This is a genomic window from Paraburkholderia sp. J76, assembly GCF_905220295.1.
Lineage (GTDB): Bacteria > Pseudomonadota > Gammaproteobacteria > Burkholderiales > Burkholderiaceae > Paraburkholderia.
On the sequence record NZ_CAJMZJ010000002.1, the window covers coordinates 261,740 to 286,741 of the forward strand.

Genomic DNA, 25,002 nt, shown 5'->3' on the forward strand with positions numbered 1-25,002 from the left:
GTCCGGGATATCAGTTCGTGGCGGTGTCGGCGCGCAGCCCGGTCCAGCGGCTGACGAGCCCTTCATGTTCGATGTCGAACAGGTCGAGCACGCGCCCGACCGTGTGATCGACGATGTCGTTGACCGTACGTGGATGGTTGTAGAACGCGGGCACCGGCGGCAGCACGATCGCGCCCGCCTCGGTCACGGTCGTCATGTTGCGCAGATGCACGAGATTGAGCGGCGTCTCGCGCGCGAGCAGCACGAGCTTGCGACGCTCTTTCAACATGACGTCGGCCGCACGCACGATCAGGTTGTCGGCGAGACCGGTTGCAATCGCGGCAAGCGTGCGCATCGAACACGGTGCAATTGCCATGCCGTCGCAGCGAAACGATCCGCTCGCGATCGATGCGCCGATATCGCGTACGTTGTGCACAACATCCGCAATCGCCTCGATGTCGCGCCGGCTCATGCCGAGCTCGTGCCCGGCTGTCAGCAGGCCGGATGACGACATCACGAGATGCGTTTCGCAGTCCTTGATTCGCGCAAGCTGTTCGAGGAGGCGCACGCCATAGGCGGCGCCGCTCGCGCCGGTGATCGCGACAATCAAACGCTTCTTCATGATTCGCCCCTCCACGTGCGGGGCGTCCCCTGGCCGCCGAGCAGTTGCGCGGCGCGCGTCATCGCCTCCGCGCCGATCTTCGCGCGCACGCCGTCGAACCGCGGGCCGCGCGTCGCGTCGAGGCCCATGCGCGAAGTCGTACCGACGCCCGACGCAGACGGATCGAGCGCACTGCCCGGCAAGCCGTCGACGATCACGACATCGAGATGGGGCTGCAGATGCGTCGCGATCGCCCACAGAACTTCCTCGTCGCGCGTGACGTCGACATCGGCGTCGACCGCGACGACGTTCTTCAGATACGGGTCCCAGCCAAGCAGGCCGAGCATGACCTGACGCGCTTCGCCGGGCCGCGACTGTTTCAGCGCGACGTACGCGTGAAAGTGCGTGCCCGACGACGGATAGTGAACCGCCGTCACACTCGGAAAACGCTCCTTCAGCTTCTCGACCATTTCAGATTCGCGAGGAACGCGTCCCAGATTAAGATGCTCGGCCGAATTGCCGCCCATCACGTCGATCAGCAGCGGATCGCGCCGGCGCAGCACGCTCTCGACGCGAAGCAGATTGTTGGTCGAGCGGTCGGACGAATAGCCCGTGAACTCGCCGAACGGCCCTTCGTCCGCGCGGGCATGCGGATCGATCACGCCTTCGAGCACGAACTCGGCATACGCGGGCACGGCAATGCCATAGCGCGGCGTCTTCACGACGTCGAGCGGCGCACCGAGCAGGCCGCCCGCCACGTGACGCTCGTCGACACCGTAGGGCAGCCGCGCAGCGCCCGCGAGCATGAACAGAGGATGCGCGCCGATCACCATCGCGACCGGCAGCGGCTTGCCGAGCGCCTGGGCGCGCTGCAGCATCCGCCACAAGTGGCCGCGCGAATGCAGGCTGGTGGCGATCCCGGTCGGAGAATGCAGCATCGAGCGGTGATAGCTGGCGTTGCCGATGCCCGTTTCCGGGTCCTCGGCAATCAGAATCGCATTCGTGATGTAGGGACCGCGATCGGTTTCGAAATGCCTGATCGCAGGGATCACGCTCAGATCGACGCGCTCGGTCTCGACCGATTCGAGCACCGGCCCATCGGATACGACGCGCGGCGCCATCATGCGCCGGCTGCGCGCCTGGAATTGCGCGTGCAGATCAGCGACGTTCGTGTCGAGCATCCACGCCATGCGCTTTCTCGACGCGAACACGTTTGTGACGAGCGGCGTCTGCCAACCGTCGATCTGATCGAATGCGAGCAATGGATGACGGCCCTGCGCGGCGAGCTGCCAAACCAGCGCGGTCGGCTCCTGGTCCGCGCTCACGCGCTCGTGGATCATGAGCACATCTTCAGGGTGTGCGGCGCGATAGCCGGACAGAAAATGGCGGAAGTCCTGCGGGTTGGCGTTCACGCAGTCGAGCGCGGACGAACGGGACGATGTCATGGTTAGGTATCCTTGTCATCAGCCTTTCGACGGTGTACTGCCGTCGCGCTCGGCTGCGGTCGCGGGCCGGTTGGAGAACCGGCCCGCCGCATGGTCTACGCGGACTACGACTGCGTGGCGACGTCGTCGAGCGAGGCGTAGCTATCGGTCAAGCGCAGCTTCGCTTCTTCGAGGTTGCGCGGCGGCGGCGAAGGGTTGATGCCGACGAGGCGCGCGATGTTGTTGCCCATGTAGTCCTCGAGGCCTTCTTCATCGAGATCCATTCCCTGAGGTGCGGGTCCGCACAGCATCTCCAGCTCGCGCAGCCACATGCCGGGTTCGTTGGGCGGCGTATCAGTACCGAACACGATCTTCTTGCGTGGCAGTTCGCGCGCAAACTCGACGATCCGCGACTGGAAGCACCAGCCCGATTCGCAGACCACGTTCGGCGTGTCCATCGCCATCCAGAACGCCTCGAACGAGTAGTTACCGCCCGTCTGAATGCCGAAGTGTCCGATGATGAAGTTCACCATCGGGAACTCGCGGATGATCGGGTAGAACATCGTCGGGATCGTGTAGGGCCCATCGCCGGTGTGGATCAACACGACGATGTTGTACTTCGCGCACATTTTCATCGCCGGGCGCAGCCAGTCGAGCGCGCGGTCGGGACGATAACCGTGCATGTTCGCGTGCAGCTTCAACATCTTGAAGCCGTACTCCTTCACGTGGAACTCGAGTTCCAGCGCGCCCTCTTCCGGGCCCCAGCGCGGATTGAACGTAAAGTTGCCGATAAAGCGGTCGGGATACGTTTGGCAAAGCTCCGCGATGTACGCCATGTAGTCGCGAATGCCTTCGCGGCCGCGGCGATTGCCGTCGCGATAGCCGGTGTTGCCGGGCGGCGGTTGAATGAAGCCCATGTCGATGCGGCGCGGCTTGCCGTTGATGATATACGGGCCATCCATCATCTTCAGGAGACGCTCGCCGGTAAACGGCGTGCCGGTGTGGCGCCACGCCTCGTCGACGAGATTGGTTGGGTGCAGATGGGTATCGATGATCATGCTCTTGCTCCGGGTTCGTGTGACGGGCGCTCAGGCCGCAAGCAGCGCTTGTGCTGCTTCGACAGTCTTCGGCGCGGACGTCGGTTCGAGGCCGATCATCCGGGCCGTGTTGTTGCCGAGATAGTCCTCTAGCGTTGCTTCGTCGAGATTGAGCCCCTGCGGAGGCTCGAAGCACAGCACTTCGAGCAGGCGCAGCCACATCCCCGGTTCATTCGGCGGCGTGTCGGAGCCGAACAGGATCTTGTGCTTTGGTAGCACCTTCGCGAACTCGACGATACGCGACTGCAGGCACCAGCCGGATTCGCAGTACACGTTCGGCAAGTCCATCGCAAGCTGGAACGGCTCGAAGCAGTAGACGCCACCCGTCTGCACTCCGAAGTGCGCCATGATGAAATTGACGGTCGGAAATTCCTTGATCATCGGCACCCATTCGGTTGGGATGCTATACGGCCCATCGCCCGTGTGGAGTTTTACGAGCACGCCCAGTTCGGCGCATTTCGCGAGCGCGGGGCGCAGCCAGTCGAGTGCCCGATCGGGGCGGTACGCGTGCATGTTCGCCTGGAACTGGACCATCTTGAAGCCGAGCTTACGCACGTAGTGGTCGATCGCATTTACGCCGTTCTCGACGCCGCAACGCGGGTTGTACACGAAGCAGCCGATAAAGCGGTCCGGATATTTCGTCACCATTTCGACCGTGTAGCCCATATAGGCGTCGATCGATTCGCGGCCCGACTTCACGCCGTCGGTGTACGTGTAGATGGTGTTGCCTTGCGGCGGCTGGATGAATGCCTTGTCGATGCGGCGCGGCTTGCCGTTGATGAGAAACGGGCCGTCCATCATCTGGATCAGGCGCTCGCCGGTGAACGGGTCGCCATCGTGCCGCCACGCGAGATCGACGAGATTCGTCGGGTAGCAGCTTGTGTCGATAATCATGCGGGCTCTCCTCGCAGTGCTTGACGTGGAACTCAGCAGACCACGGCGCATGCGATGCCGCACTTGCGGCACACACACCGTTTTGGACTGCCTCGATTTCGGGAGCACTGTGAGAGCGGCAAAGGATCGATTGGCGCCACCGACAGAAACTCCGTCAGTGAGCAATCTCCAGATGAACGTTCGCGACGTTGCGCCGCTGCTTGTTCAACCGACCGCTTCTACCCACGACCGCATCATGCCGCGAGCAAAATCCGTTTGTCAAGCGCGATACGAAATTTTCCGGGCGCAAGAAGACTGGGGGCGTCGTAGAAGTTGGGTCCTCGCGAGGTTCAGATCACCTTCGACTCTCGCAATCTCCCGATTTCACCCTCGTCCATGCCCAACCACTCGTGCAACACATTCGAATTGTGCTCTCCGAGTTTCGGCGGCGTTTTCGCCTCTGGTTCGGGAACGTCCGACATCTTGACCGGATTCCCCGCCACCTCAATGTGCCCCCACACCGGATCGTCGAGCGTCATGAGCATCTTTCGGGCTGCAACATGAGGACATTCGAACAGATCCGGTACATCGTTGACAGTCGAGCACGGCACGCCACCCGCGCGCAGCGTCGCGAGCGCCGTCTCCCGCGATCGATCGGCTAGCCACGCGTCGATCTCGACGTTCAGTTCGTCCAGATGCTGCTTGCGTAACATGCCATCGGCGAATCTCGGGTCACGCGTCAGATCCGCCCGGCCGATTACCTCGGCAAAGCGCTTCCAAATGTGTTCACCCAGCACCGCAATGACGATATAGCCATCTTTTGCGCGATAGGTTCCAAACGGCGCAGTGACGGCATGGACGCCTGGCGGCGACGTTCGCTTCGTAGCTGAGTACATGGCAACTGAAATTTCGTTGAGAACCAACGATGCATCGTACATCGAAATATCGATCTTCTTGCCCTTACCCGTAGTCTGCCGGTGCAAAAGCGCCAGCACAACGCCATAGAGCGCGAGGATCCCGCACTCGATATCGGCAAGCGAGAAGCCGAGATAGGTCGGCCGATCGCCGCTGCGTTCGGGACGATACATCAGTCCACTCATTGCCTGCCCCACGATGTCGAACGCGGGGAAGTCGCCGTACGGACTGGGCAATACGTCGTCGTGTCCAAAGCCAGAGATAGCGCCATAGATCAGCCGCGGATTAATCCTGCTCAACTCTGCGTAGCCAACTCCCAGTCTGTCCATGACGTTCGGCCGCAGATTTTCAATCACGACGTCGGCTTGCGCGGCGAGTTCCTTGAAGAGCCGCTGCCCCTCAGGATGCTTGAGGTCGAGCGTAACGCTTTTCTTGTTCCGGTTCGTCCGCAGAAATGCAAGGCCGCTCGGCTTGCCGTCGGCATCAGGTTTGACAGGACTCGTGCTCCGCGAAAAATCACCACCTTCTCGCGCCTCGATCTTGACGACTTCCGCTCCCGCATCGGCGAGCCACATTGACGCAAACGGCGCTGCGATGAAATTCTCGACAGTCAGTACCCGTATGCCGGCCAACGGACGCCCGTTGCCGATGTTCGCTTCGACCCGCGAATCATGAAGTGCCTCCTCCATCTTGTCTCCTTTCCGATCGTCTCTTGAAACAGTTCTCGCGCACTCATTGGATCGTTCCGATTTCAGAGCCGCGGTGCAAATTGATATGGCCAATGCTAGGCGTATCGGGCCGCCGCGTTCAAATGCTGATTCGCGAATCCGGGGTTGCAGAATCACGAACAGACAGATCCAGGCGGAAGCTGCCCCGGACCACCACGCCATTGCCCCAATTCGTCAGCCAGCAAGGTATTCGCACTCACATGCGACAACGCTGCGACGTCCGGTTCGAAAAACGTCAACAGGTGATTCGAAAAACGACACTCGAATTACGGCTGCGTGCTACCTAATATTGGACATCCCGACAGGCGGCGGCCCATAGGACTTGCGCGGCCGCCCGCCTGTCACCCGCGAGCCACCGGCCTGCTATGCACGGTCCGCAATGTCATGAGTACCCGTTCGGCGGGCGCGCTCGACCAAATACTTCCATGATTTGAAGGCGATTTTCGATGAGCAACCTTGAAGGGAAAGTAGCCATCGTCACTGGCGGCACCGGCGGGATCGGCAAAGGCATCGCATTGCAGCTTGCCGCTCGCGGCGCAATTGTCGTGATCAGTGGACGGAGTTCGGCAAAGGCGGAGTCTGTCCTTAACGAGCTACGCCAGGCGGGAGGCAAGGCGGATTTTCGGGCCGGTGACGTACGATCGAAGGCAGATATGGACGCGCTGGCTTCGGAGACCGCCCGCCGCTACGGCGGCATCGATATTGTCGTTGCCAATGCAGGGGGCAACGACGACGAGGCTCGTTCTCCCGAAGTCCGTGGCCCATTCGTCAATATCGATCTCGTGCGTGTCGCGGCGCTGGTGGCCGAAAATACGGCGGCCAAGCTCCTCCCGGTACAAGCCGCGTTGCCCTTTATGCGTCCGCGGGGTGGCGGCAGCGTGATTTTTGTGACGTCGGAAGGTGGCCGGGTGCCGACGCCGGGCCAAACCGCCGTTTCGACGTTTGCCGGGGGATTGATCCGGGCGAGCAAAGTCATTGCCAAGGAACTTGCGCAGGACAAGATCCGGGTCAATTGTGTTTGCGTGACGGTCGTGCGGGATAGCCCTTCGTGGGAGGCCGTGTTCGGCGCGGACAGCAAGGTCTCTGCACAGCATCGCAAACAATACGAGAAGGTCGTCGCTGGCTGCCCGCTCGGCGTTGCGGCACCACCCGATATCGGCCAGGTCGTCGCGTTCCTGGCATCGGACGAGTCAGCCTACCTGACAGGTGCAACGCTCAGTCCGACCGGTGGGTTGACTGTTCATTGATCATGCCACGCGGCGTGCCTGAATTCATCGATTTCGGATTATCACCGCATCGTGGCACGGGCTGAACCACACACGCCAGTTCAAGTGCAGTCGGAGGATACGTAATGCGCGGCATGGTGTTTCAGGGAGATTGCAAAATCGACGTTCTCGATTTTGAGGACCCCGTTCCAGGGTACGGAGAAGCCGTCATTGAAATGAAGGCGTCAGGGATGTGCGGAACTGACCTTCACTATTACCGTCATGGCATAAGATCCGCAAGCTAACCGGCGGCAAAGGCGTCGCCTGTGCGATCGAGTGCGCGGGCGGGGAACTGCCTCGTGCCCAGGCTATTCGCAGTACGAAAGTGTGGGGACGTGTCGTGCTCGTGGCCGTCGGCGGCAACGTCACGATAGACGTGATGAAGGATTTGATCGGGAAGCAACGGACACTGATCGGATCGTTTACCTTCTCCGAAGTCGGTATGAGGGATTGTGCACACTTTATCGCTGACCACGGCGTCGAAGTGGACAGACTCTTTACCGAAGAATGGAGTCTTGAGCAAGCTGGTGAGGCCTATGCGCACTTCAATCAACAAACGAGTGGCAAAGGCGTCCTAGTCTTTTGACGGCACACATAGCAGTGTCGTCCCGAATTTAGATAGTGCTCTCTCGCGAGGGCCATGGAGATTTTAATGACCAGGAGAACGATCGAACTTAAACACCCTCGAGAGTTCTATATTGGCGGGCAGTGGGTCGCGCCGTCCACATCCGGTACGTTCGACGTGCTCGATTGTTCAACGGAAGAAGTCGTGGCGACCGTGGCAAAGGCGGAGTCCGCTGATATGCAGCGCGCCATCGCCGCGGCGCGCGACGCTTTCGACAACGGGCCATGGCCCCGGTTGACGCCTCAAGAGCGCGCGATCTATCTCGAGAAGTTCGCGGAACGCCTCGAAGCGCTGAATGACCACTTTGCCCGCGTGTGGTCGATCGAGACCGGGATCGTCTACAAGGTTGCCCAACCGCGTCTCGGGTTGTTCATCAGCGGAGCGTTTCGCCAGTACGCGGCGATGGCATCGACCTTCGCGTTCATCGAAGAACATCGATCGGTTACCGGTAATCCTGGCTATCGCATCTACGAACCGGTCGGCGTCGTGGGCGAAATCATCCCCTGGAACGGCCCGGCCGGCCTGATGGCCTACAAGACCGCACCGGCGCTGCTCGCGGGCTGCACCCTGGTAATCAAATCGTCGCCGGAAGCGCCTTGTTCGGCCTATCTGTTTGCCGAGATTTGCGAAGAGATCGGCTTGCCGCCCGGCGTGATCAATGTCGTGACCGCCGATCGCGACGTGTCCGAGGAGTTGGTCCGCCATCCCGATGTCGACAAAATCACGTTCACCGGATCGACAAGTGCGGGACGCCGTATCGCTTCGATTGCGGGCGACCGGGTCGCGCGCGTCACGCTCGAACTGGGCGGCAAATCTCCTGCGGTCATTCTCGACGACTACGATATCGAAACCGCAGCGAAGGTGCTCGGCCCGTCGTACTTCGGCTACAACACCGGGCAAATCTGTCACAGCCTGACTCGTGTGATTGTGCCCCGCGCGAAGCACGATGCCATGGTCGAAGCGTTGTCAAATATCGCGAAGCAGGTTGTGGTCGGCGATCCATTCGCGGCGGAGACGACCTCCGGCCCGCTCGCGAGCGCACGACAGCGGGAGACCGTCGAGCGCTTCGTCGCCAAGGGCATCGTAGAGGGGGCAACCCTGGCGGCCGGTGGCACACGGCCAGCAGGGCTGAAACGTGGGTTCTTTTTTGAGCCAACCGTATTCGGCAACGTGGACAATCGTTCGACGATCGCGCAGGAAGAGATATTCGGCCCGGTATTGAGTGTTATTCCTGCCGACGACGAGGCCAGCGCGATAGGCATGGCAAACGATACGCCGTTCGGTCTGAACGCCGCGGTCTTCACAAACGATAGTGCCAGAGCGCTGCAGGTGGCACGACAGATCCGCTCAGGTACGGTCGGCCACAACGGGCCGCGCACCGATTTCTCGATCGGCTTTGGCGGCTTCAAACAGTCAGGCATTGGACGCGAAGGAGGTGTCGAAGGTCTGACCGCATTCATGGAGTCGAAGACAGTCATTATGGCTTGATCGCCTGCGTGTCAACTATGACGCGCGTGTTGCTTCACCGGACGGCCTCTCAGCTTCCGTCGCCCTGATTTCAACAGCTACTGCGGGTCGCGGATGCGTCCATCATGGCCGCACCGGCCTCCGGTGCGACCAATGCATTCACGATTATGATTGACGAAAAAGCCGCCGACATGATTTTGCGGGACGCCGCGCAGCCATTGCGGCAAGGCGCCGAGCACCCAGTGAACAAACGCGGCACCACGACCGCGTGGGAAAAGACGGCACTTTCACTCGCGTACTAATTTGACGTCCGAAGTTCCCAGCAGCCACGATGTGTCAAGCCACATCGAGTGCGTCGTCGCGCACGGGGAACCACCCAGTGGTCGCCCTGATCACGTTCCAGAGCTTGTCGGGAATACGAAGCTCTTCGGGCTCCCGGGAAAAATCCAACGCGATATCGATCTCAGCGTCGCTTCCCATCCGGCTGAGTTCCACCCAATCGGGCGTCGTGGCGAGACCTCGCCCGACCGCCACGAGCGGCAGCCCGAGCGCGAGGGCCTTGCGGGCCTGCTCCGGCTGGCGGATGCCGCCAGCCGCGATGAGCGGCACACGCTGCCCGACACGTTCGACGATCTTCTCGATGGTGGTCTGTTCGCCCACATAGTCCAGCGGTTTGCCTGCAAGCAAGTCAGAGAGCGAAACGTGCAGGTAGTCAATGCCGCGCTCGATCAAGCGTTCCATCAGCATGCATGCGTCGCCGATGCGCAGCGCGCCTTCGCCCGACTCCTCTGGAGAAATGCGGTAGCCAACGAGGAAGGGGCGATCAGCATGCGCTGCCACGACACGCCTGACCTCCTGCACCAGGTCCAACGGAAAGCGCATTCGGTTTTCCAGTGATCCACCCCAATCGTCGGCGCGCTGGTTGTACAGCGGGGAGAAGAAATTCTGAATCAGAAACCCGTGGGCGCCGTGAAGTTCCACTCCGTCGAAGCCTGCCGCGATCGCGCGCCGCGTGGCTTCGCCGAACGCACGGATCACATCCAGTATTTCGTCGTGGTCGAGCGCCCGGCTGCTACGCTGGCCATCATTGAACGGTCCGGGGGACGCTTTAGTCGCGCTGGCGCTCACCATTTCGCCGCCGGGGATCAAGCCGTGGACAGCTTTGTTGCCTGCGTGAAAGATCTGCAGCACGGCAGGCGCACCGCCGCTTTTGGCGGCCTCCGCCAGCCGGCTCAAACCTGGAATGAAACGATCGTCGTAAGCGGCGAACTCATGCGTGAAGCCAACGCCGTTCTCCGTCACATGCGTGCACCCGGTCAGCACGAGCCCGACACCACCAGCGCGGGCGCGATACCAGGCGAGTTCCTGCTCGGAAACAGTTTCATCTGCGTTCGACGACCATGTTGTCATCGGCGCCATGACGACGCGGTTGCGTAGCGTCAAGCCGTTGGGAAAGGAAAACGCCTCGAACAGGGTATCGGTTGTCTTGGTCATTGGCTGCAGTTACATGAAATAGGGTTTGTCGCCGTCGGTGTCCGGCTCGTTGACGCCGAGGCTCGCGCCCAGGACGAGAACGTTATTCATGATTTGATAAGGTATCCGATTTAATGCTCATGACCGACGATCCGGCAGGGACACCGCATCGGCGGTGCCTCGGTGCGATTACAGGTGTTCCTTGAAGAACGGCACAACTTTGACCAGTGCCAGGGCCACCGGCTCGGGCTTGTCGTACAGGTCGTAGTGCGACCAGCCTTCGGCCACGACGATATGCTTTTCCTTCGATGCCGCGCGGCCATAAATTTCCCAACCGTCGCGATACGCACCAAAAGCGCCCGGCTTGTCGCCGATCACTACCATCAGCGGCTGCGTGAGCAGCACTTCGGCATGCAGAAAAGCATCCCAGGCCATCGCCGCGCTGTTGAACGAAAACAGCCCACTAGTGGCGCCGTTCGGCTTCTGTCCGCGATCGGACTTGTAGTAGTCCGTGGCCTCCAGCACATCGATATCCTTCACGCCGCTCTTCCTGCCTTCGTCAACAGACGCCGGCAAATAGTTGATGACGTTGCGCTGAGCCCCCTGCGCCTCCGCGGTGCGCTGCTTGCCCATTGCCTCCAGCGCGCCAAGCGGATCAAAGTTGCTGAATCCTTCGCGAATCAGACGACCGAAGTTGACGCCGGTGATTGATGTCACCGCCTTGATCCGGTGATCGGTCATGGCCGCATGGATCGTATAGGCACCACCGCCGCACACGCCAATCGCGCCGATACGGTTCTCGTCGACATACGGCAGCGTGACGAGATAGTCGATAGCGAAGCGGATATCCGAGACACGAATCGACGGATCTTCGATGAAGCGTGGCGACCCGCCACTGGCGCCCTGGAAGCTCGCATCAAAGGCGATGACGACGAACCCTTCCTTTGCAAGCGCGGCACCATAGACGTTCCCGGCGGTTTGCTCCTTGCAACTGCCGATCGGGTGCGTGCTCACGATGGCGGGGTATTGCTTCGTCTCGTCGAAGTCCGGCGGCAGATAGATGTCCGCCGCCGTATCCCATCCCAGATTCTTGTAGGTGACGGTGCGAATGTTGCTGGCGTTCATGACGGGTCCCGTTTTCTCAATGAGTGAGCGTGCGCTGGAAGAACGGCGCGAGTACCGAAACGGCCTCGTCAACATACTTCGGCACGTCGTACAGCGACATGTGATTCGCGCCTTCGACAATATGGAATTGTTTATCCTTGCTGGCGGCGCGAGCGAACAGGTCGTCGCTCATCCACTTGCTGCCAGCTACACTCCCCGCCACGATCCGCAGCGGCTGGGTCAGGAATGCTTCGGCCTTGTTGTAGGCGTCATACGTGATGATCTGGTTGAGGCTGCGGGCCGTCATGAAGCCAGGCGCATTCGGATGCTCACAGCGCGGCGTATGGTAGTACTCCCAGGCTTCTTCCAGTTCCTTGTTCGGCGCATCTTCACGACGCATCGGGGCGAGCGGCAGAGTAGCCTGGTTCGCATTCACCGCATCGCTCGTACGTGCCTGCGAACCGGCCTGAATGAACGGAATTGCATCCGCGTCCGCGACCGTGTTCTCCCACCCATTGCGGAACATCTGGCCGATGTTGACGGCGCTAACGGTACCCACAGCCTTGATCCGCCGGTCGTTGATGGCCGCATTCGCGGAATAGCCGCCGCCTGCGCAGATACCCATTGCGCCGATCTTCTCGGCGTCGACATACGGCAGCGTCACCAGATAGTCGATCACGGCGCTGATATCTTCGGTACGGATGTACGGGTTTTCGAGTTGACGCGGCTCGCCCGTGCTTGCTCCCTGATACGAAGCGTCAAAAGCAATCGCCACCAGGCCGCTTTCCGCCAGCTTGCCCGCGTACAGCCCAGCGGTCTGCTCCTTCACACCGCCGCCCGGATGCGCGACGACCACGGTTGCATATTTGCGGTTCGCGTCGAAGCCTTCCGGAAGATGGATGGTGGCGGCCATCGTCACGCCCTGGCCATTGAGATTCCTGAAATTCACGTTCTGCATGATCGGTTTGCTCCTGTGTGGGAAAAGTCCGTTGCGATGGGATTCATCTTAGGCGCTCTTTTGGATAGGAAAAACCGCCTTCCAGGCACATCAGTGTTAAGCTAGACTTGACAATATGCCGATCGAAACTTCACTCCTGCCCGCCCTCGCCTCGTTTGTGAACATTGCCCGTCACCGCAGCTTCACCCGGGCGGCGACGGAAATGGAGGTTTCGCGCGCGGCGCTCTCGCAGCAGCTCAAGTCGCTCGAGCAGCAGCTCAAGGTGCGCCTGCTGCATCGCACGACACGCGATATGTCGCTTACAGAAGAAGGACAGCGCTTGTTCGATACGCTTGCGCCGGCGCTCGCGACGATCGAACGGGCGGTGGCGGAAATTGGCGAAACGCATGCCGAACCGGTCGGGCAGATCCGCGTGAGCACCTCGCGGATCGCGGCGCGCTTGCTGCTGGAACCGCACATGGCCGACTTCCTCGCGCGCTATCCGAAGTTGCGTCTCGAACTCGTCATGAACGACGGGTTTTCGAATATCGTGGCGGAAGGTCTGGACGCGGGCATTCGCCTTGGTGAGAGTCTCGACGAACATATGGTCGCCGTGCCGGTGACGCCCATGCTGGAGATGGCTATCGTCGGTTCGCCGGATTACTTCGCCCGCCACGGCATTCCGGAAACGCCGGCCGATCTCATGCGGCACAACTGCCTTTCCTATCGCTTCACGTCGAGCGGCACGATCGACCGCTGGTCGTTCACCACGCCGGGCACCGAGGCCCAAACGGTGGTGTACGAACCTCAGGGCAACGCCATCTTCAACGACGACGACAGTATGCTGCGCGCTGCGGTACAGGGCGTCGGACTCGTACAGCACATCGATCTGTGCGTGCGGCATCATCTCTCCAACGGGTCGCTGATGCGCGTACTCGAACCGTGGTGCCGTCCCTTCCCGGGCTTCCATCTCTACATCCCCTCGCGCTCGCAAATGCCCGCGAAAACACGCGCGCTAGTGGATTTTCTGGTCGCACAACGCGAACAGTTCGAACAGGAACGCGAATCGCCCTGATACGCGCGAGAGGGACTGCGAAGACGCTAAATACGCATTCCCACTATAGGCGACACGACCGGACTCGAATCGTTTTTCCTGCTCGCTACCAAAGTACGGAACGAGCGCGTCGCGCGCATTGCGCCCACTGATATCAGCGGGTTCAATGCAAGCTGGCCCGTTCAAATCCGCTTTGGAAACTCGCATGCGATACGAAGAATTTGAGTTCATCCGGTTCGATCCCCAGCACGACGGCGTCATGCTCGTCACGCTGAATCGCCCTGACTTCATGAATGCTACGAACAAAAGGATGCACTGGGAACTGACCCAGGTGTGGGGCGTGCTCAATGCCGATCCGAGGGTCAAGGCAGCGGTGGTGACCGGAGCGGGCGACCGTGCATTCTCCGCTGGCGGCGATCTGTCCGTCGTGGAAGAAATGTCGACCAGCCACGAAGCCACGATGCGCGTGATGAAAGAGGCTTCCGACATCGTGTACAACATGCTGGCCTGCGAGAAACCCATCATTTCCGCGATCAACGGTACGGCCGTGGGCGCGGGTCTCGCCGTGGCGCTCCTGGCCGACGTGAGCGTGATGGCCGAAGACGCGCGTCTGACCGACGGCCACACGCGCCTGGGCGTGTCGGCGGGCGATCACGCCGCCATCATCTGGCCGCTGCTGTGCGGCATGACCAAGGCGAAGTACTACCTGATGACGGCGGATTTCATCGACGGCAAGGAAGCGGAGCGCATCGGCCTCGTTACGTTTTGCACGCCGCGTGCAGAAGTCCTGGCTAAGTCTCTCGGCATCGCGGCAAATCTCGCGCGCGGCAGCCAGACGGCAATTCGTGCGACCAAGAAGTCACTCAATAACTGGATGCGCCTGGCCGGCCCCATCTTCGACAATTCGCTCGCCATGGAAATGCTATGTTTCCTGGGCGAGGACGTCAAGGAAGGTCTGGCCGCGCTGCGCGGCAAACGCCAGCCGGATTTCCCCTCGGCCCGCTTACCTTCGTAGCGCGCGGCCAGACGGCTCGAGGCGCCCTCACGCGCGTCTTTACCTAACTAATAATAGTTAATAACATGAGACAACTTACCCTGCTGCTGGACGGTATGACGCATACCGAAGGTGCGCGCTGGCACGACGGGCGCTTCTGGTTCAGCGACCTGTACTCCGAACGGGTGTGCTCGATATGCGAGGACGGTGGCGACCTGCGCACTGAAATGCACGTCCCCGAGTGTCCCTCCGGCATCGGCTGGTTGCCGGATGGCCGCCTGCTCGCCGTGTCCATGCACGATCGCAAGCTGCTGCGCCGTGAGCACGATGGCGCCGTGGTGGTCCATGCCGACCTGTTCCCGCACCTTGAATTCGAGCCGAATGACATGGTCGTGGACGCACAGGGCCGCGCGTGGGTGGGCAATCTCGGCTTCGACGTCATGAAGCTGGCGCCCCGCCGCCCGGCCCGGCTGGCGCGCGTCGATCCGGATGGAACGGTCACCATGGTCAGCGAAGGGCTGCATTTCCCCAACGGCCCGACCGTCATCGACAACCGCACGCTTGTGGTCGCCGAATCGTTCGGCAACCGGCTTTCGGCCTTCGACATCCTGCCCGATGGTTCGCTATCAGCGCGCCGGGACTGGGCGAGCTTTGGCCCGGTGCCGCAAAACGACGATGTGATCCAGTCGATGGCCGAAATCACCGTTGCCTCGGACGGCATCTCGCAAGTCGATGCCGAAGGTGCGATCTGGGTCGCGGATTTCACCAAGGCGCGCGTACTGCGGGTGGCACCCGGCGGACACATTCTCGAAGAGATCCAGACCGGGGATCGTAACTGTTATGCATGTGCTCTCGGCGGTGCGGACGGGCGCACATTGTTCCTGTGCGTCACGCCCGCCGATTTCAATCCGGACGTGCGCCGCGCCAACCCGCTGAGCGCCGTGTTGTCCACTCGGGTCGACGTCGCCGTCGCCTGAGCTGCACTGCCATTCACGTGGAGGCTTCATGACGAATTCATCTAACACTGCTCAAGCCGCACGCGCGAAAGCGCTCGCCTGGATCAAGCAAGGCGGTAAGCGCCTTCTCATCGGCGGACAGTGGATCGACGCGGCATCGGGTAGGACATTCGAGGTCATCAACCCGGCTACCGAAGAACTGCTTTGCCATGTGGCCGAAGCCGATAGCGCCGACGTCGACGCGGCTGTCATCGCTGCCCGCAAGGCCTTCGAAGCGCCGTCCTGGGCCGCGCTGTCGCCCCACGCGCGCACTCGTGTATTGCTCAAGATCGCCGACAAGGTCGAGCAGCACATCGACGAGCTGGCTGCGATCGAATCGCTCGATAACGGCATGCCCCTGTGGTTCGCCCAAGGCGCGGTAACGGCCGCCGTCGACATCTTCCGTTACTACGCGGGCTGGTGCTCGAAGGTGCTGGGCACCACGATCCCGTCCGACGGCAGCACGCTGATCTATACGCTGCGCGAACCCCTGGGCGTGTGCGGACAGATCATTCCGTGGAACGTGCCTATCCTGATGGCCTCCATCAAATTCGCCAACGCGCTCTGCTGCGGCAACACGGTGATCCTCAAGCCCGCCGAACTGGCGTGCCTGACTTCCATCCGTCTTGCGGAGCTGATCCAGGAAACCGATTTGCCGCCCGGCGTCGTCAACGTGCTGCCCGGGTTCGGCGCCACGGCGGGCGCCGCGCTCGCCCAGCATCTGGGCGTGGACAAGATCGCGTTCACGGGCTCCACGGCCATCGGCAAACAGATCGTGCGCGACGCCACGTCCAATCTGAAGAAGGTGACGCTGGAACTCGGCGGCAAAGCGCCCAACGTGGTCTTCGCCGACGCCGACATCGAAAAGGCCGTACAGAGCGCCGTCAAAACCTTCTGCGGCAATTCAGGCCAGGTCTGCTCGGCAGGCACGCGCCTGTTCGTGCAGGAGAGCATCCACGACCAGGTGTCGGAGCGCGTGGCCCAACTGGCGGCGACGTGGAAAGCGGGCGATCCGTTCGCGGCCGATACGAAGCTGGGGCCGCTGATCTCGGCGAAGCAGCGCGAGCGCGTATGGTCGTACATCGGTGCGGGACAGGAAGGCGGCGCTACGCTGCGACTGGGCGGCAACGCGTGGAGCGGCGCGGGCTACTTCGTCGAGCCCACGGTGTTCGACAACGTGCGCAACGGCATGCGGATCGCGCAGGAAGAGATCTTCGGCCCCGTGCTCTCGATCATCCCATTCAAGGATGAGGACGACGCTGTGCTGCAAGGCAACGACACGACCTACGGCCTGTCCGCCGCGGTCTGGACGCGCGACGTTTCGCGCGCCCACAAGGTGGTGCGTGCGTTGAAGGCGGGCCGGTTGTGGATCAACACGTTTGGCGAATCCGATCCGGCCATGGCCTTCGGCGGCTACAAGCAATCGGGCTGGGGACGCGAATTCGGCCAGGAATCGATCGAGGCCTACACGCAGACGAAATCGATCATGGTCCGCATGTGATTCCAGCCTGCCACAACAACCATCAAGGAGACACGCCGTGGACATGAGCACGCCGGCTTTCGTACAAGGCTCAAAAAAGCTGCTGATCGGCGGGCAATGGGTCGAACCCAGTTCGGGCCAGCACATCGAGGCCATCAATCCCGCCACGGGAGAACTGTTGTGCCGGGTCGCCCGGGGCGATGCACAAGACGTCGACCGTGCAGTCACCGCTGCGCGCCGCGCCTTCGAAGGGACATGGAGCCGCTTCACGGCACATGAGCGGCGCAAGCTGCTGCTGCGCGTGCACGACGTCATCCTCGACAACTTCGATGAGTTGGCGCTGATCGAAACGCTCGACATGGGCGCGCCGCTCGCGCGCACGCGCGGCTACAAGGAATGGCTCTCGCAGCTACTGCAATTCTATGCATCGCAGACAGGCACAGCCTCAGTCGCGGCCAGTCCACTGTCCATCGCGCCGAACTTCACGGCGCTCAAGCATCTGATGCCCGTGGGCGTGGTAGGCGGCATCATCCCCTGGAATGGTCCGCTGATGGGCCTTTGGTGGATCTACGGCCCGGCGCTGGCGACCGGCTGCACCGCCGTGCTCAAGCCCGCTGAGGATGCGTCGCTGTCCTCGTTGCGCGTGTCCGAACTGATGATGGAGGCAGGCGTCCCAGACGGCGTTATCAACGTCGTCACCGGCTACGGCAAGGACGTTGGCGAACCGCTGGCCGGGCATATGGGCGTGGACCGCGTGGCCTTCACGGGTTCGGTGGGCACGGCGCAGGCGATCGTGCGGGCTTCGGCCGGCAACCTAAAACGGCTGCAACTGGAACTAGGCGGCAAGTCGCCCGACATCGTGTTCGCAGATGCCGATCTCGACAAGGCGGTCCCCGGCGCTTCCATGGGCGTCTTCACCAACACGGGCCAGGTCTGCGTGGCGGGCACCCGCATTCTCGTACAGCGTGCCGTCCACGACGAATTCGTGCAGCGCATGGCCGCGTTCGCCAAAACCATCAAGATCGGCGACGGTCGCGAGGCCGGCACTCAAATCGGCCCACTAATCTCGCAGCGCCAGCTCGAACGCGTCATGCACTACATGGACATCGGCGGCAAGGAAGCCGAACTGGTGCACGGCGGCCGCCGCCTCGGCGGCGAGTTGACCAACGGCTTCTTTGTCGAACCCACGGTCTTTGCCAACGTGCGCAACAACATGACCATCGCCCAGGAGGAAATCTTCGGGCCAGTGGCGTCGGTGATTCCGTTTGATTCCCCGGAGGAGGCACTCCAGCTGGCCAACGACACACCCTACGGCCTCGCGGGCGGCGTTTGGACGCGCGACCTGTCCACCGCCCACAAGGTTTCGCAAGGCATCCGCTCGGGCACTGTCTGGGTCAACTGCTACGGCGTGATCGATCCCGCCGTGGGTTTCGGCGGCACGAAGATGAGCGGCTATGGCTGGAAAGGCGGCAAGGAGCACGTGGAAAGCTTCCTCTACCCCAAGGCCACGTACATCAATCTGGATTGACGCGCGGCCCCGCTGCCGTGCGCTCCAGCCACGACAATAAATCAGGAGAGACACATGAAAGGCGTTGTTTTCAAGGGCGACAAGAAACTCGATATCCTCGATTTCGACGATCCCACGCCCGGTCCGCTCGACGCGGTCATCGAGATGAAGGCTTCGGGGATGTGCGGCAGCGATCTGCACTTCTATCGCAACAAGCCCGCTGACGTCATCAAATCGCTGGGCTTCAAGGACCTGGCGTCGCGGGGCATGTCGGAAGACACGCCGATCATCGGCGGCCATGAACCGTGCGGCCAGATCGTCGCACTCGGCGCGGCTGTCGATACGCGCGCCTTCAAGGTGGGTGACCGCGTCGCGGTGTTCCACTACGAAGGCTGCCAGCATTGCGACCATTGCCGCACCGGCTGGACGCAGATGTGCAGCCACGGAGCGGATATTCATGGCGTGATCAAGCACGGCGGCCACGCTCACTACATGCGGGTGCCTGTGACGTCGCTCGTCCATTTGCCCGATGACGTCTCATACGCCACGGGCGCCGCCGTTTCCTGCGGTACGGGCACGGCCTGGGGCGCGCTACTGCGCCTGAACATCAGCGCGCGCGACACGCTCGCCGTGTTCGGCCTCGGGCCCGTCGGTCTGTCCGCGGTGCAACTGGCTGCGGCCATGGGCGTGGAAGTCATTGGCGTCGATATTTCCGCCGACCGCGTCGAACGCGCCAAGGCGTTTGGCGCGGCCCACGTTATCGACGGCAGCAAGCAGGACCCGGTCGAAGCCATACTCAAGCTGACCGGCGGCCTGGGCGCGACCTGCGCAATGGACTGCGCGGGTGGGGACATCCCGAAACAGCAGGCGGTACGCTGCACGCGAGCGTGGGGCCGCATCGCGCTCGTGGCCGTGAGCGGTAACCTCAACGTCGACGGCATGAAGGACGTGATCGGCAAGCAGCGCACCATCATGGGCTCGTACACGATGTCGGAAGTCAGCATGAAGGACTGCATCCATTTCGTCGCCGATCATGGCGTGGACGTGGACAAGCTGTTTACCGACCGCTGGAAGCTGGAACAAGCCGACGAAGCCTATCGTCTGTTCGACGCGCAGGCCGGCGGCAAAGGCGTATTCCTGTTCTGATTTCCCGATCGCATCCAGAAAGAAAGGAGATTCTCGTGACCACCGAGCACGAAACCCCATCCACCGTTCCGGCCAACTGCCCGCCGCTGGAGCAGGAGATCGTTCGTTTCATTCAGGAACTGAAATACGAGCATCTCGACGCCAGCGCGCACGCCGGTGTGAACCGGCTGATGCGCGACCAGATCGCCTTGCAGATCGGCATCTCGAAGATGCCTTGGTCCGGGCAACTGCTGAAGTACGCAACAGCGCAGCAGAGGCCCGGCAAGAGCCGCGTGAGCGCCTCCGCGCTGACAATGAGCGCCGGGGACGCCGCGTTCGTCAACGGCTCCTATGGCCATGGCTTCGAATATGACGATGCGCACGGCCCCAGCTACAGCCATCCGGGCAGTTGCGTGATCCCGGCCGCGCTCGCGATCGGCGAGGAACTGGGTTCGTCGCTTGAAGAAGTCATCACGGCGATGGTCGCTGGCTATGAGGTCTACGCACGCCTGGGCGTGCTGGCCCAGCCCGACCTGTTGCAACGAGGCTTCCATCCGCACTGCACGCTCTCGAACTTCGGCGCCGCCGCGGTCGCCGCCAAGCTGCGCGGGTTCGACGCGGAGACCACGCTCCATGCGCTGGCCATTGCGTTAAGTCACGTGTCGGGCACCACCGAGTACACCTCCACTGGCGGCTCCATCAAGCGCATTCACGCCGGCATCGGCACGCGCAACGGCATGGCCGCCGCCGATATGGCCCGCGCCGGCATCACCGGTCCGCGCGCCTTCCTGAGCGGCAACAAGGGATTTTTTCGTACCTTGCTACAACGTACGGCAGGCGACGCTGCCGAACAGCGCTTTGCGCTGGAGCAGCCTTTCGAGATCGGCACCGTCTGGCTCAAAGCCTACTGCGCCTGCTACTGCACGCATGCCTACATCGACGCGCTGCGCCCGTTCGCCGAACGTCAGGCCGAAATCGCCGACGTGCACCTGAAGATCACGCCGCACTTCAACGTCGTCGTCGGCACGGCGAATACCAACGCTTATGAGCCGAAGAATATCGAGCACGTGCAGTTCAGCCTGCCCATCCAGGCCGCCTTCACGCTGCTGGGCAAAGGCAATGGGTTTCGGGTTCACCACGACTATCTGCAAGGCAAGGTCGATATGGAACCCGTCATAGCGATGGCTCGCAGTATCCGCATTACCGAAGAGCCCGCGCTTGAGAAGCAGTACCCGGGCCGGTTCGTGGCCGACGTGACCGTCACATTCAAGGACGGCCGCTCCGAGCACGTGTTCGTGGAGAATCCGATCGGCACCGACCGTAACCCGATGCCCGAGCATGAGCAAGACGCGAAGTTCATGGAGCTAACCGCCGAAACGCTGGGCCTTGCAAGGGCTCAGAAGCTGCTCGCCGCGCTGCGCGAGCTCGATCCAGCCATGAGCACCACCGAGCTGACGGAAATGTGGGCCATGTAGCACCGAGCGGCTTGCGGTGCCTGAAATCCCTGTGCCGCAAGCCGCGCTTCGATACTCCCTCACATGCCCGAATAGTTGGGACCGCCCCCGCCCTCGGGCGTGACCCAGACGATATTCTGCGTCGGGTCCTTGATATCGCAGGTCTTGCAGTGCACACAGTTCTGCGCATTGATCTGCAGCCGCTTGCCGCCTTCCACCTCGTCGTCCAGGAACTCGTAGACACCCGCCGGACAGTAACGCGCCTCAGGCCCGGCGTAGCGGTCCAGATTGACGGTCACCGGCACGCTAGCATCCTTTAGCGTGAGGTGCGCAGGCTGATTCTCTTCATGATTGGTATTGCTGATGAAGACACTCGAAAGGCGGTCGAACGTCAGCTTGCCGTCTGGCTTGGGATAGGCGATGGGTTTGCACTCGCTGGCCGGCTTGAGACAGGCGTGGTCGGGCTTGCGGCGACGCAGCGTCCAGGGCATGCGTCCGCGCAGCACGAGTTGCTCGAAACCGTTCATTAGCGTGCCTGCGGTCAGGCCATAGCGGAACCAGTTCTTGAAGTTGCGGTCTTTCTTCAGCTCCGCGTGCAGCCAGCTCGCTTCGAAGGCTTCAGGATAGGCCGTGAGTTCGTCGTGCTGGCGCCCTGCCGTCACGGCAGCATAGGCGGCTTCGCCCGCCAGCATGCCGGTCTTGATGGCGGCGTGGCTGCCCTTGATGCGGCTCACGTTGAGAAAGCCCGCATCGCAGCCGACCAATGCGCCGCCCGGAAACACGAACCTGGGCAAGGCGCTGAGGCCGCTGGCGTTGATGGCGCGCGCACCGTACGAGAGACGTCGCGCCGTGATCTCGCCCTTGTCATTCTCGAAATAACGGCGAATGTCGGGGTGAGTCTTCCAGCGCTGGAATTCCTCGAACGGGCTCAGCCAGGGATTGGTGTAGCCAAGGCCCGTAACGAAGCCCACGGCAATCCTGTTGCTGTCGAGGTGGTAGAGGAAAGCGCCGCCGTAGGTCTTGCTGTCCATGGGCCAGCCAGCCGAGTGCATGACGAAACCCGGCTGGTGCCGGGCGGGGTCGATCTCCCACAGCTCCTTGATGCCGATGCCAAAGCTTTGCGGATCGCGCCCTGCATCGAGCCGGTAGCGCTCTATGAGCTGCTTGCCCAGGTGGCCGCGCGCGCCCTCGGCAAAAATAGTGTATCGGGCATGCAGTTCCATGCCCAACTGGAAGTTCGCGGTGGGCTCGCCGTCCTTATCGATGCCAACGTTACCCGTGGCCACGCCCTTGACCGAGCCGTCTTCGTTGTAAAGCACTTCTGCTACGGCAAAGCCCGGGAAGATTTCCACGCCGAGCGACTCGGCCTGTTCGGCCAGCCATTTGGTCAGGGCTCCCAGGCTAATGATGTAGTTGCCCTCGTTGTGCGCGAACGGCGGCAGCATCAGGTTGGGTACGCGCCAGGACGTTCGCTCGCCGAGGAAGACGTAGGCATCTTCGGTGACGGGCTGGTTCAGGGGCGCGCCACGCTCCTGCCAGTCTGGAAAGAGTTCGGTCAGCGCCCTGGGATCCATGATGGCGCCCGAGAGGATGTGCGCGCCAGGCTCCGAGCCTTTTTCGAGTACCACCACCGAGACGTCCTGGCCTTTTTCCGCCGCCAGTTGCTTGATCCGGATGGCCGTGGCCAGGCCGCCGGGGCCACCGCCCACGATCACCACGTCGTACTCCATGGTCTCGCGGGGGCCGTACTGGGCCAGAAGGTCTTTACTATTCATCGTGTTTTCTTCAGTGGGACTCACCCCGCGCGCCGCTGGAACGGGCGCCGGTAGCGACTATTTTTGCGCGATAGCGACAATCGCCTCGGCCGCGCGGATCACCGGCAGATCGACCATGCGGCCGTCCAGGCTAAACGCTTCGCCGCCGTGCTTCGCGGCTTCTTCGAGCACGCGGCGCGCCCAGGCCAGTTCGGCCTCGGTATGACCCATGGCCTCGTTCACGCCGGCCACCTGGGCGGGGTGGATGCACAGCTTTCCGCCAAAACCGAAGGCGCGCGCGCGCCGGGCATCGGCTGCCAGGCGCGCGGCGTTGCCGGTGTCGGTGGTCACGCCATCGATGGGTGCGGGCAGCCTCGCGCGACGCGACGCTGCCACGAGCGCATTGCGTGCGAAGGCCAGTTCGGGCTCCTCGGCCGTTGCACGCATGCCGAGATCGAGTTGAAAATCCAGGTGGCCGAAGGCGAGGCGCACAACTTGCGACTCGCGCGCCAGCGCATCCGCCGCGTCGAGGCCCGCCAGCGATTCGATCAACGCCACAATGCACGCGGCGCCACCGAGTCTTTGCGCCACTGCCCACAGTGCGCCAGCATCTTCAGACTTGGGCAGCATCACCGTCACGCCCTGCCCTACCCAATCGCACAATAGCCCGATATCGGCCTCGTGCCACGGCGTACCCACAGCGTTCACGCGAACCACCGTGCGTGCCCGTTGTTCGGGTGTCAGTTGCGGCAGGCACCGCGCGAGTTGCTCGCGCGCACTGTCCTTGCTGCCCTGTGCCACCGCGTCTTCGAGGTCGACGATGATGCAGTCGGCGCCCGAATCCAGCGCCTTGACGATACGCTCGGGCCGGGTGGCGGGGACGAACAGCAGGCTGCGCGCGTGGCGCACAGCCGAGGCAATCGTTGTGGACATGGGTCAGATCACTCCTTCGGCCTGCAGACTCTGGATGTCGGCTTCCGAGCGCCCCAGTTCGCGCAGGATCGCCGCGCTGTGTTCACCTAGCGCGGGCACAGGATCCATTCGGACATCGAAGCTGTCGACGTTGGCCGGCGGCAGCAGCGCCTGCAGTTCACCTGCCGGCGAACCTATGGTGGTAAAGCGCTCGCGCGCGCGCAGTTGCGGGTGCGCCCACAGATCGCCGACCTGGTTGACGGCGGCGTTGGCGATCTGAGCCTCATCGAGGCGCGCGATGACCTCCTGCGCCGTCAGGCTGGCAAACGTCTGCTCGATGACCGCCTTCAAGGCCGCGCGGTTTTCCGTGCGGCGCACGTTGGCGTCGAAGCGCGGGTCGGCTGCGAGTTCGGGGCGGCGCAATACCATGTCGCAGAATAGCTTCCATTCGCGCTCGTTTTGCAGGCCCAACATCACCACCCTGCCATCGCCCGCCTTGAACGGGCCATAAGGATAAATGGTGGCGTGCGCCGCGCCGTTGCGTCCGGGCGGCTGCTGGCCGTCGTAGGCGTAGTACATCGGAAAGCCCATCCATTCGCCCAGTGCTTCGAGCATGGAAACTTCGACATGCGAACCTTCTCCGCTGATCCCGCGCTGCAGCAGCGCGCTCAGAATGCCTGTGTAGGCGTACATACCAGCCGCGATGTCCGCAATCGAGTTTCCGGCTTTGCTAGGCTCGTCGGGCGTGCCCGTAATCGAGAGAAAGGCCGCCTCGCTCTGGATCAGCAGGTCATAGGCCTTCTTGTCGCGGTAAGGGCCGTCGGCGCCATAGCCCGAGATATCGCAGACAACGAGCTTCTTGTGCTTCGCGTGCAGTTTTTCGAATGACAAACCCATGCGCGCGGCTGCGCCGGGGGCGAGGTTCTGCACGAGAACGTCGGCTTGGGCGATCAGCTCGCCCAGCACGGCCTGAGCCGAAGGCTGCTTCAGATCCAGCGTCAGGCTTTCCTTGGAGCGGTTGGTCCAGACGAAGTGCGAAGCGAGCCCGCGCGTGCGATGGTCGTACGCACGGGCGAAATCGCCGACGCCAGGACGCTCCACCTTGATGACGCGCGCCCCAAGGTCGGCGAGCTGGCGTGTGCAGAACGGCGCGGCGATCGCGTGTTCCAGCGTGATGACGGTCAGGCCGCTGAGCGGGCCTTTGCGATTGGGTTCTGACATGGCTTGTCTGGTCTCGGT

At 62.3% G+C, this 25,002-nt stretch carries 22 protein-coding genes; 11 read left to right on the plus strand and 11 right to left on the minus strand.

Annotated elements, in window-relative coordinates; all coding sequences use genetic code 11:
- Positions 1 to 10 precede the first annotated feature (10 nt).
- The 5 genes from U5768_RS04700 to U5768_RS04720 all read right to left on the minus strand — a co-directional run bounded on the left by U5768_RS04700 (position 11) and on the right by U5768_RS04720 (position 5,578).
- Positions 11 to 601, minus strand: coding sequence for a UbiX family flavin prenyltransferase (locus tag U5768_RS04700; protein ID WP_322029215.1), 591 nt, complete (start codon positions 599 to 601; stop codon positions 11 to 13).
- Complete coding sequence (locus tag U5768_RS04705) at positions 598 to 2,025, minus strand: UbiD family decarboxylase (protein WP_322029216.1); 1,428 nt, start codon at positions 2,023 to 2,025, stop codon at positions 598 to 600. Before U5768_RS04705 ends, U5768_RS04700 begins: the two co-directional genes overlap by 4 nt.
- Positions 2,026 to 2,129: 104 nt before the next feature.
- Entirely contained in the window at positions 2,130 to 3,062 is a 933-nt protein-coding gene (locus U5768_RS04710; protein ID WP_322029217.1) for an amidohydrolase family protein, read from the minus strand.
- Between the two features lie 30 nt (positions 3,063 to 3,092).
- Positions 3,093 to 3,995 carry an amidohydrolase family protein gene (locus U5768_RS04715; protein WP_322029218.1) on the minus strand — a complete coding sequence of 301 codons (903 nt, stop codon included), beginning with the start codon at positions 3,993 to 3,995 and terminating at the stop codon, positions 3,093 to 3,095.
- A 329-nt stretch (positions 3,996 to 4,324) separates the two neighbouring features.
- Positions 4,325 to 5,578 (minus strand): CoA transferase, encoded by a 1,254-nt coding sequence (locus U5768_RS04720; protein WP_322029219.1) that lies wholly within the window; start codon positions 5,576 to 5,578, stop codon positions 4,325 to 4,327.
- Positions 5,579 to 6,063: 485 nt separating this feature from the next.
- Between U5768_RS04720 and U5768_RS04725 the strand changes: the two genes are divergently transcribed.
- From U5768_RS04725 to U5768_RS04740, 4 genes are all read left to right on the plus strand, one after another.
- Complete coding sequence (locus U5768_RS04725) at positions 6,064 to 6,864, plus strand: SDR family NAD(P)-dependent oxidoreductase (protein WP_322029220.1); 801 nt, start codon at positions 6,064 to 6,066, stop codon at positions 6,862 to 6,864.
- 289 nt (positions 6,865 to 7,153) lie between these two features.
- Positions 7,154 to 7,468, plus strand: a complete 315-nt coding sequence (locus U5768_RS04730) for a hypothetical protein (RefSeq protein ID WP_322029578.1) — start codon at positions 7,154 to 7,156, stop codon at positions 7,466 to 7,468.
- 66 nt (positions 7,469 to 7,534) lie between these two features.
- The gene (locus U5768_RS04735; RefSeq protein ID WP_322029221.1) at positions 7,535 to 8,995 is read left to right on the plus strand and encodes an aldehyde dehydrogenase; all 1,461 of its coding nucleotides are present in this window, start codon (positions 7,535 to 7,537) and stop codon (positions 8,993 to 8,995) included.
- 104 nt (positions 8,996 to 9,099) lie between these two features.
- Positions 9,100 to 9,276: a hypothetical protein gene (locus tag U5768_RS04740; RefSeq protein ID WP_415913850.1), complete on the plus strand. Its 177-nt coding sequence runs from the start codon at positions 9,100 to 9,102 to the stop codon at positions 9,274 to 9,276.
- 34 nt (positions 9,277 to 9,310) lie between these two features.
- Here U5768_RS04740 and U5768_RS04745 read toward each other — a convergent pair whose 3' ends face one another.
- The 3 genes from U5768_RS04745 to U5768_RS04755 all read right to left on the minus strand — a co-directional run bounded on the left by U5768_RS04745 (position 9,311) and on the right by U5768_RS04755 (position 12,509).
- Entirely contained in the window at positions 9,311 to 10,468 is a 1,158-nt protein-coding gene (locus tag U5768_RS04745) for an NADH-dependent flavin oxidoreductase (protein ID WP_322029222.1), read from the minus strand.
- A 168-nt stretch (positions 10,469 to 10,636) separates the two neighbouring features.
- Positions 10,637 to 11,572: an alpha/beta hydrolase gene (locus tag U5768_RS04750; protein ID WP_322029223.1), complete on the minus strand. Its 936-nt coding sequence runs from the start codon at positions 11,570 to 11,572 to the stop codon at positions 10,637 to 10,639.
- A gap of 16 nt (positions 11,573 to 11,588) precedes the next feature.
- Complete coding sequence (locus tag U5768_RS04755) at positions 11,589 to 12,509, minus strand: alpha/beta hydrolase (protein WP_322029224.1); 921 nt, start codon at positions 12,507 to 12,509, stop codon at positions 11,589 to 11,591.
- Between the two features lie 115 nt (positions 12,510 to 12,624).
- Here U5768_RS04755 and U5768_RS04760 point away from each other — a divergent pair, with 115 nt between their 5' ends.
- The 7 genes from U5768_RS04760 to U5768_RS04790 all read left to right on the plus strand — a co-directional run bounded on the left by U5768_RS04760 (position 12,625) and on the right by U5768_RS04790 (position 21,118).
- Entirely contained in the window at positions 12,625 to 13,563 is a 939-nt protein-coding gene (locus U5768_RS04760) for a LysR family transcriptional regulator (RefSeq protein ID WP_322029225.1), read from the plus strand.
- A 184-nt stretch (positions 13,564 to 13,747) separates the two neighbouring features.
- A complete protein-coding gene (locus tag U5768_RS04765; RefSeq protein ID WP_322029579.1) occupies positions 13,748 to 14,557 on the plus strand; it encodes an enoyl-CoA hydratase/isomerase family protein in 810 nt (269 codons plus the stop codon).
- 65 nt (positions 14,558 to 14,622) lie between these two features.
- Positions 14,623 to 15,513, plus strand: coding sequence for an SMP-30/gluconolactonase/LRE family protein (locus U5768_RS04770; RefSeq protein WP_322029226.1), 891 nt, complete (start codon positions 14,623 to 14,625; stop codon positions 15,511 to 15,513).
- 28 nt (positions 15,514 to 15,541) lie between these two features.
- A complete protein-coding gene (locus U5768_RS04775; protein WP_322029227.1) occupies positions 15,542 to 17,032 on the plus strand; it encodes an aldehyde dehydrogenase family protein in 1,491 nt (496 codons plus the stop codon).
- Between the two features lie 43 nt (positions 17,033 to 17,075).
- Positions 17,076 to 18,539, plus strand: coding sequence for an aldehyde dehydrogenase family protein (locus U5768_RS04780; protein ID WP_322029228.1), 1,464 nt, complete (start codon positions 17,076 to 17,078; stop codon positions 18,537 to 18,539).
- Positions 18,540 to 18,593: 54 nt separating this feature from the next.
- Complete coding sequence (locus U5768_RS04785) at positions 18,594 to 19,664, plus strand: zinc-binding dehydrogenase (protein ID WP_322029229.1); 1,071 nt, start codon at positions 18,594 to 18,596, stop codon at positions 19,662 to 19,664.
- Between the two features lie 35 nt (positions 19,665 to 19,699).
- Positions 19,700 to 21,118 (plus strand): MmgE/PrpD family protein, encoded by a 1,419-nt coding sequence (locus tag U5768_RS04790; protein WP_322029230.1) that lies wholly within the window; start codon positions 19,700 to 19,702, stop codon positions 21,116 to 21,118.
- A 59-nt stretch (positions 21,119 to 21,177) separates the two neighbouring features.
- Here U5768_RS04790 and U5768_RS04795 read toward each other — a convergent pair whose 3' ends face one another.
- The 3 genes from U5768_RS04795 to U5768_RS04805 are packed head-to-tail and all read right to left on the minus strand — an operon-like array spanning position 21,178 to position 24,984.
- A complete protein-coding gene (locus U5768_RS04795) occupies positions 21,178 to 22,872 on the minus strand; it encodes an electron transfer flavoprotein-ubiquinone oxidoreductase (protein WP_322029231.1) in 1,695 nt (564 codons plus the stop codon).
- 57 nt (positions 22,873 to 22,929) lie between these two features.
- Complete coding sequence (locus U5768_RS04800) at positions 22,930 to 23,784, minus strand: CoA ester lyase (protein WP_322029232.1); 855 nt, start codon at positions 23,782 to 23,784, stop codon at positions 22,930 to 22,932.
- 3 nt (positions 23,785 to 23,787) lie between these two features.
- A complete protein-coding gene (locus tag U5768_RS04805) occupies positions 23,788 to 24,984 on the minus strand; it encodes a CaiB/BaiF CoA-transferase family protein (protein ID WP_322029233.1) in 1,197 nt (398 codons plus the stop codon).
- Positions 24,985 to 25,002: the final 18 nt, after the last annotated feature.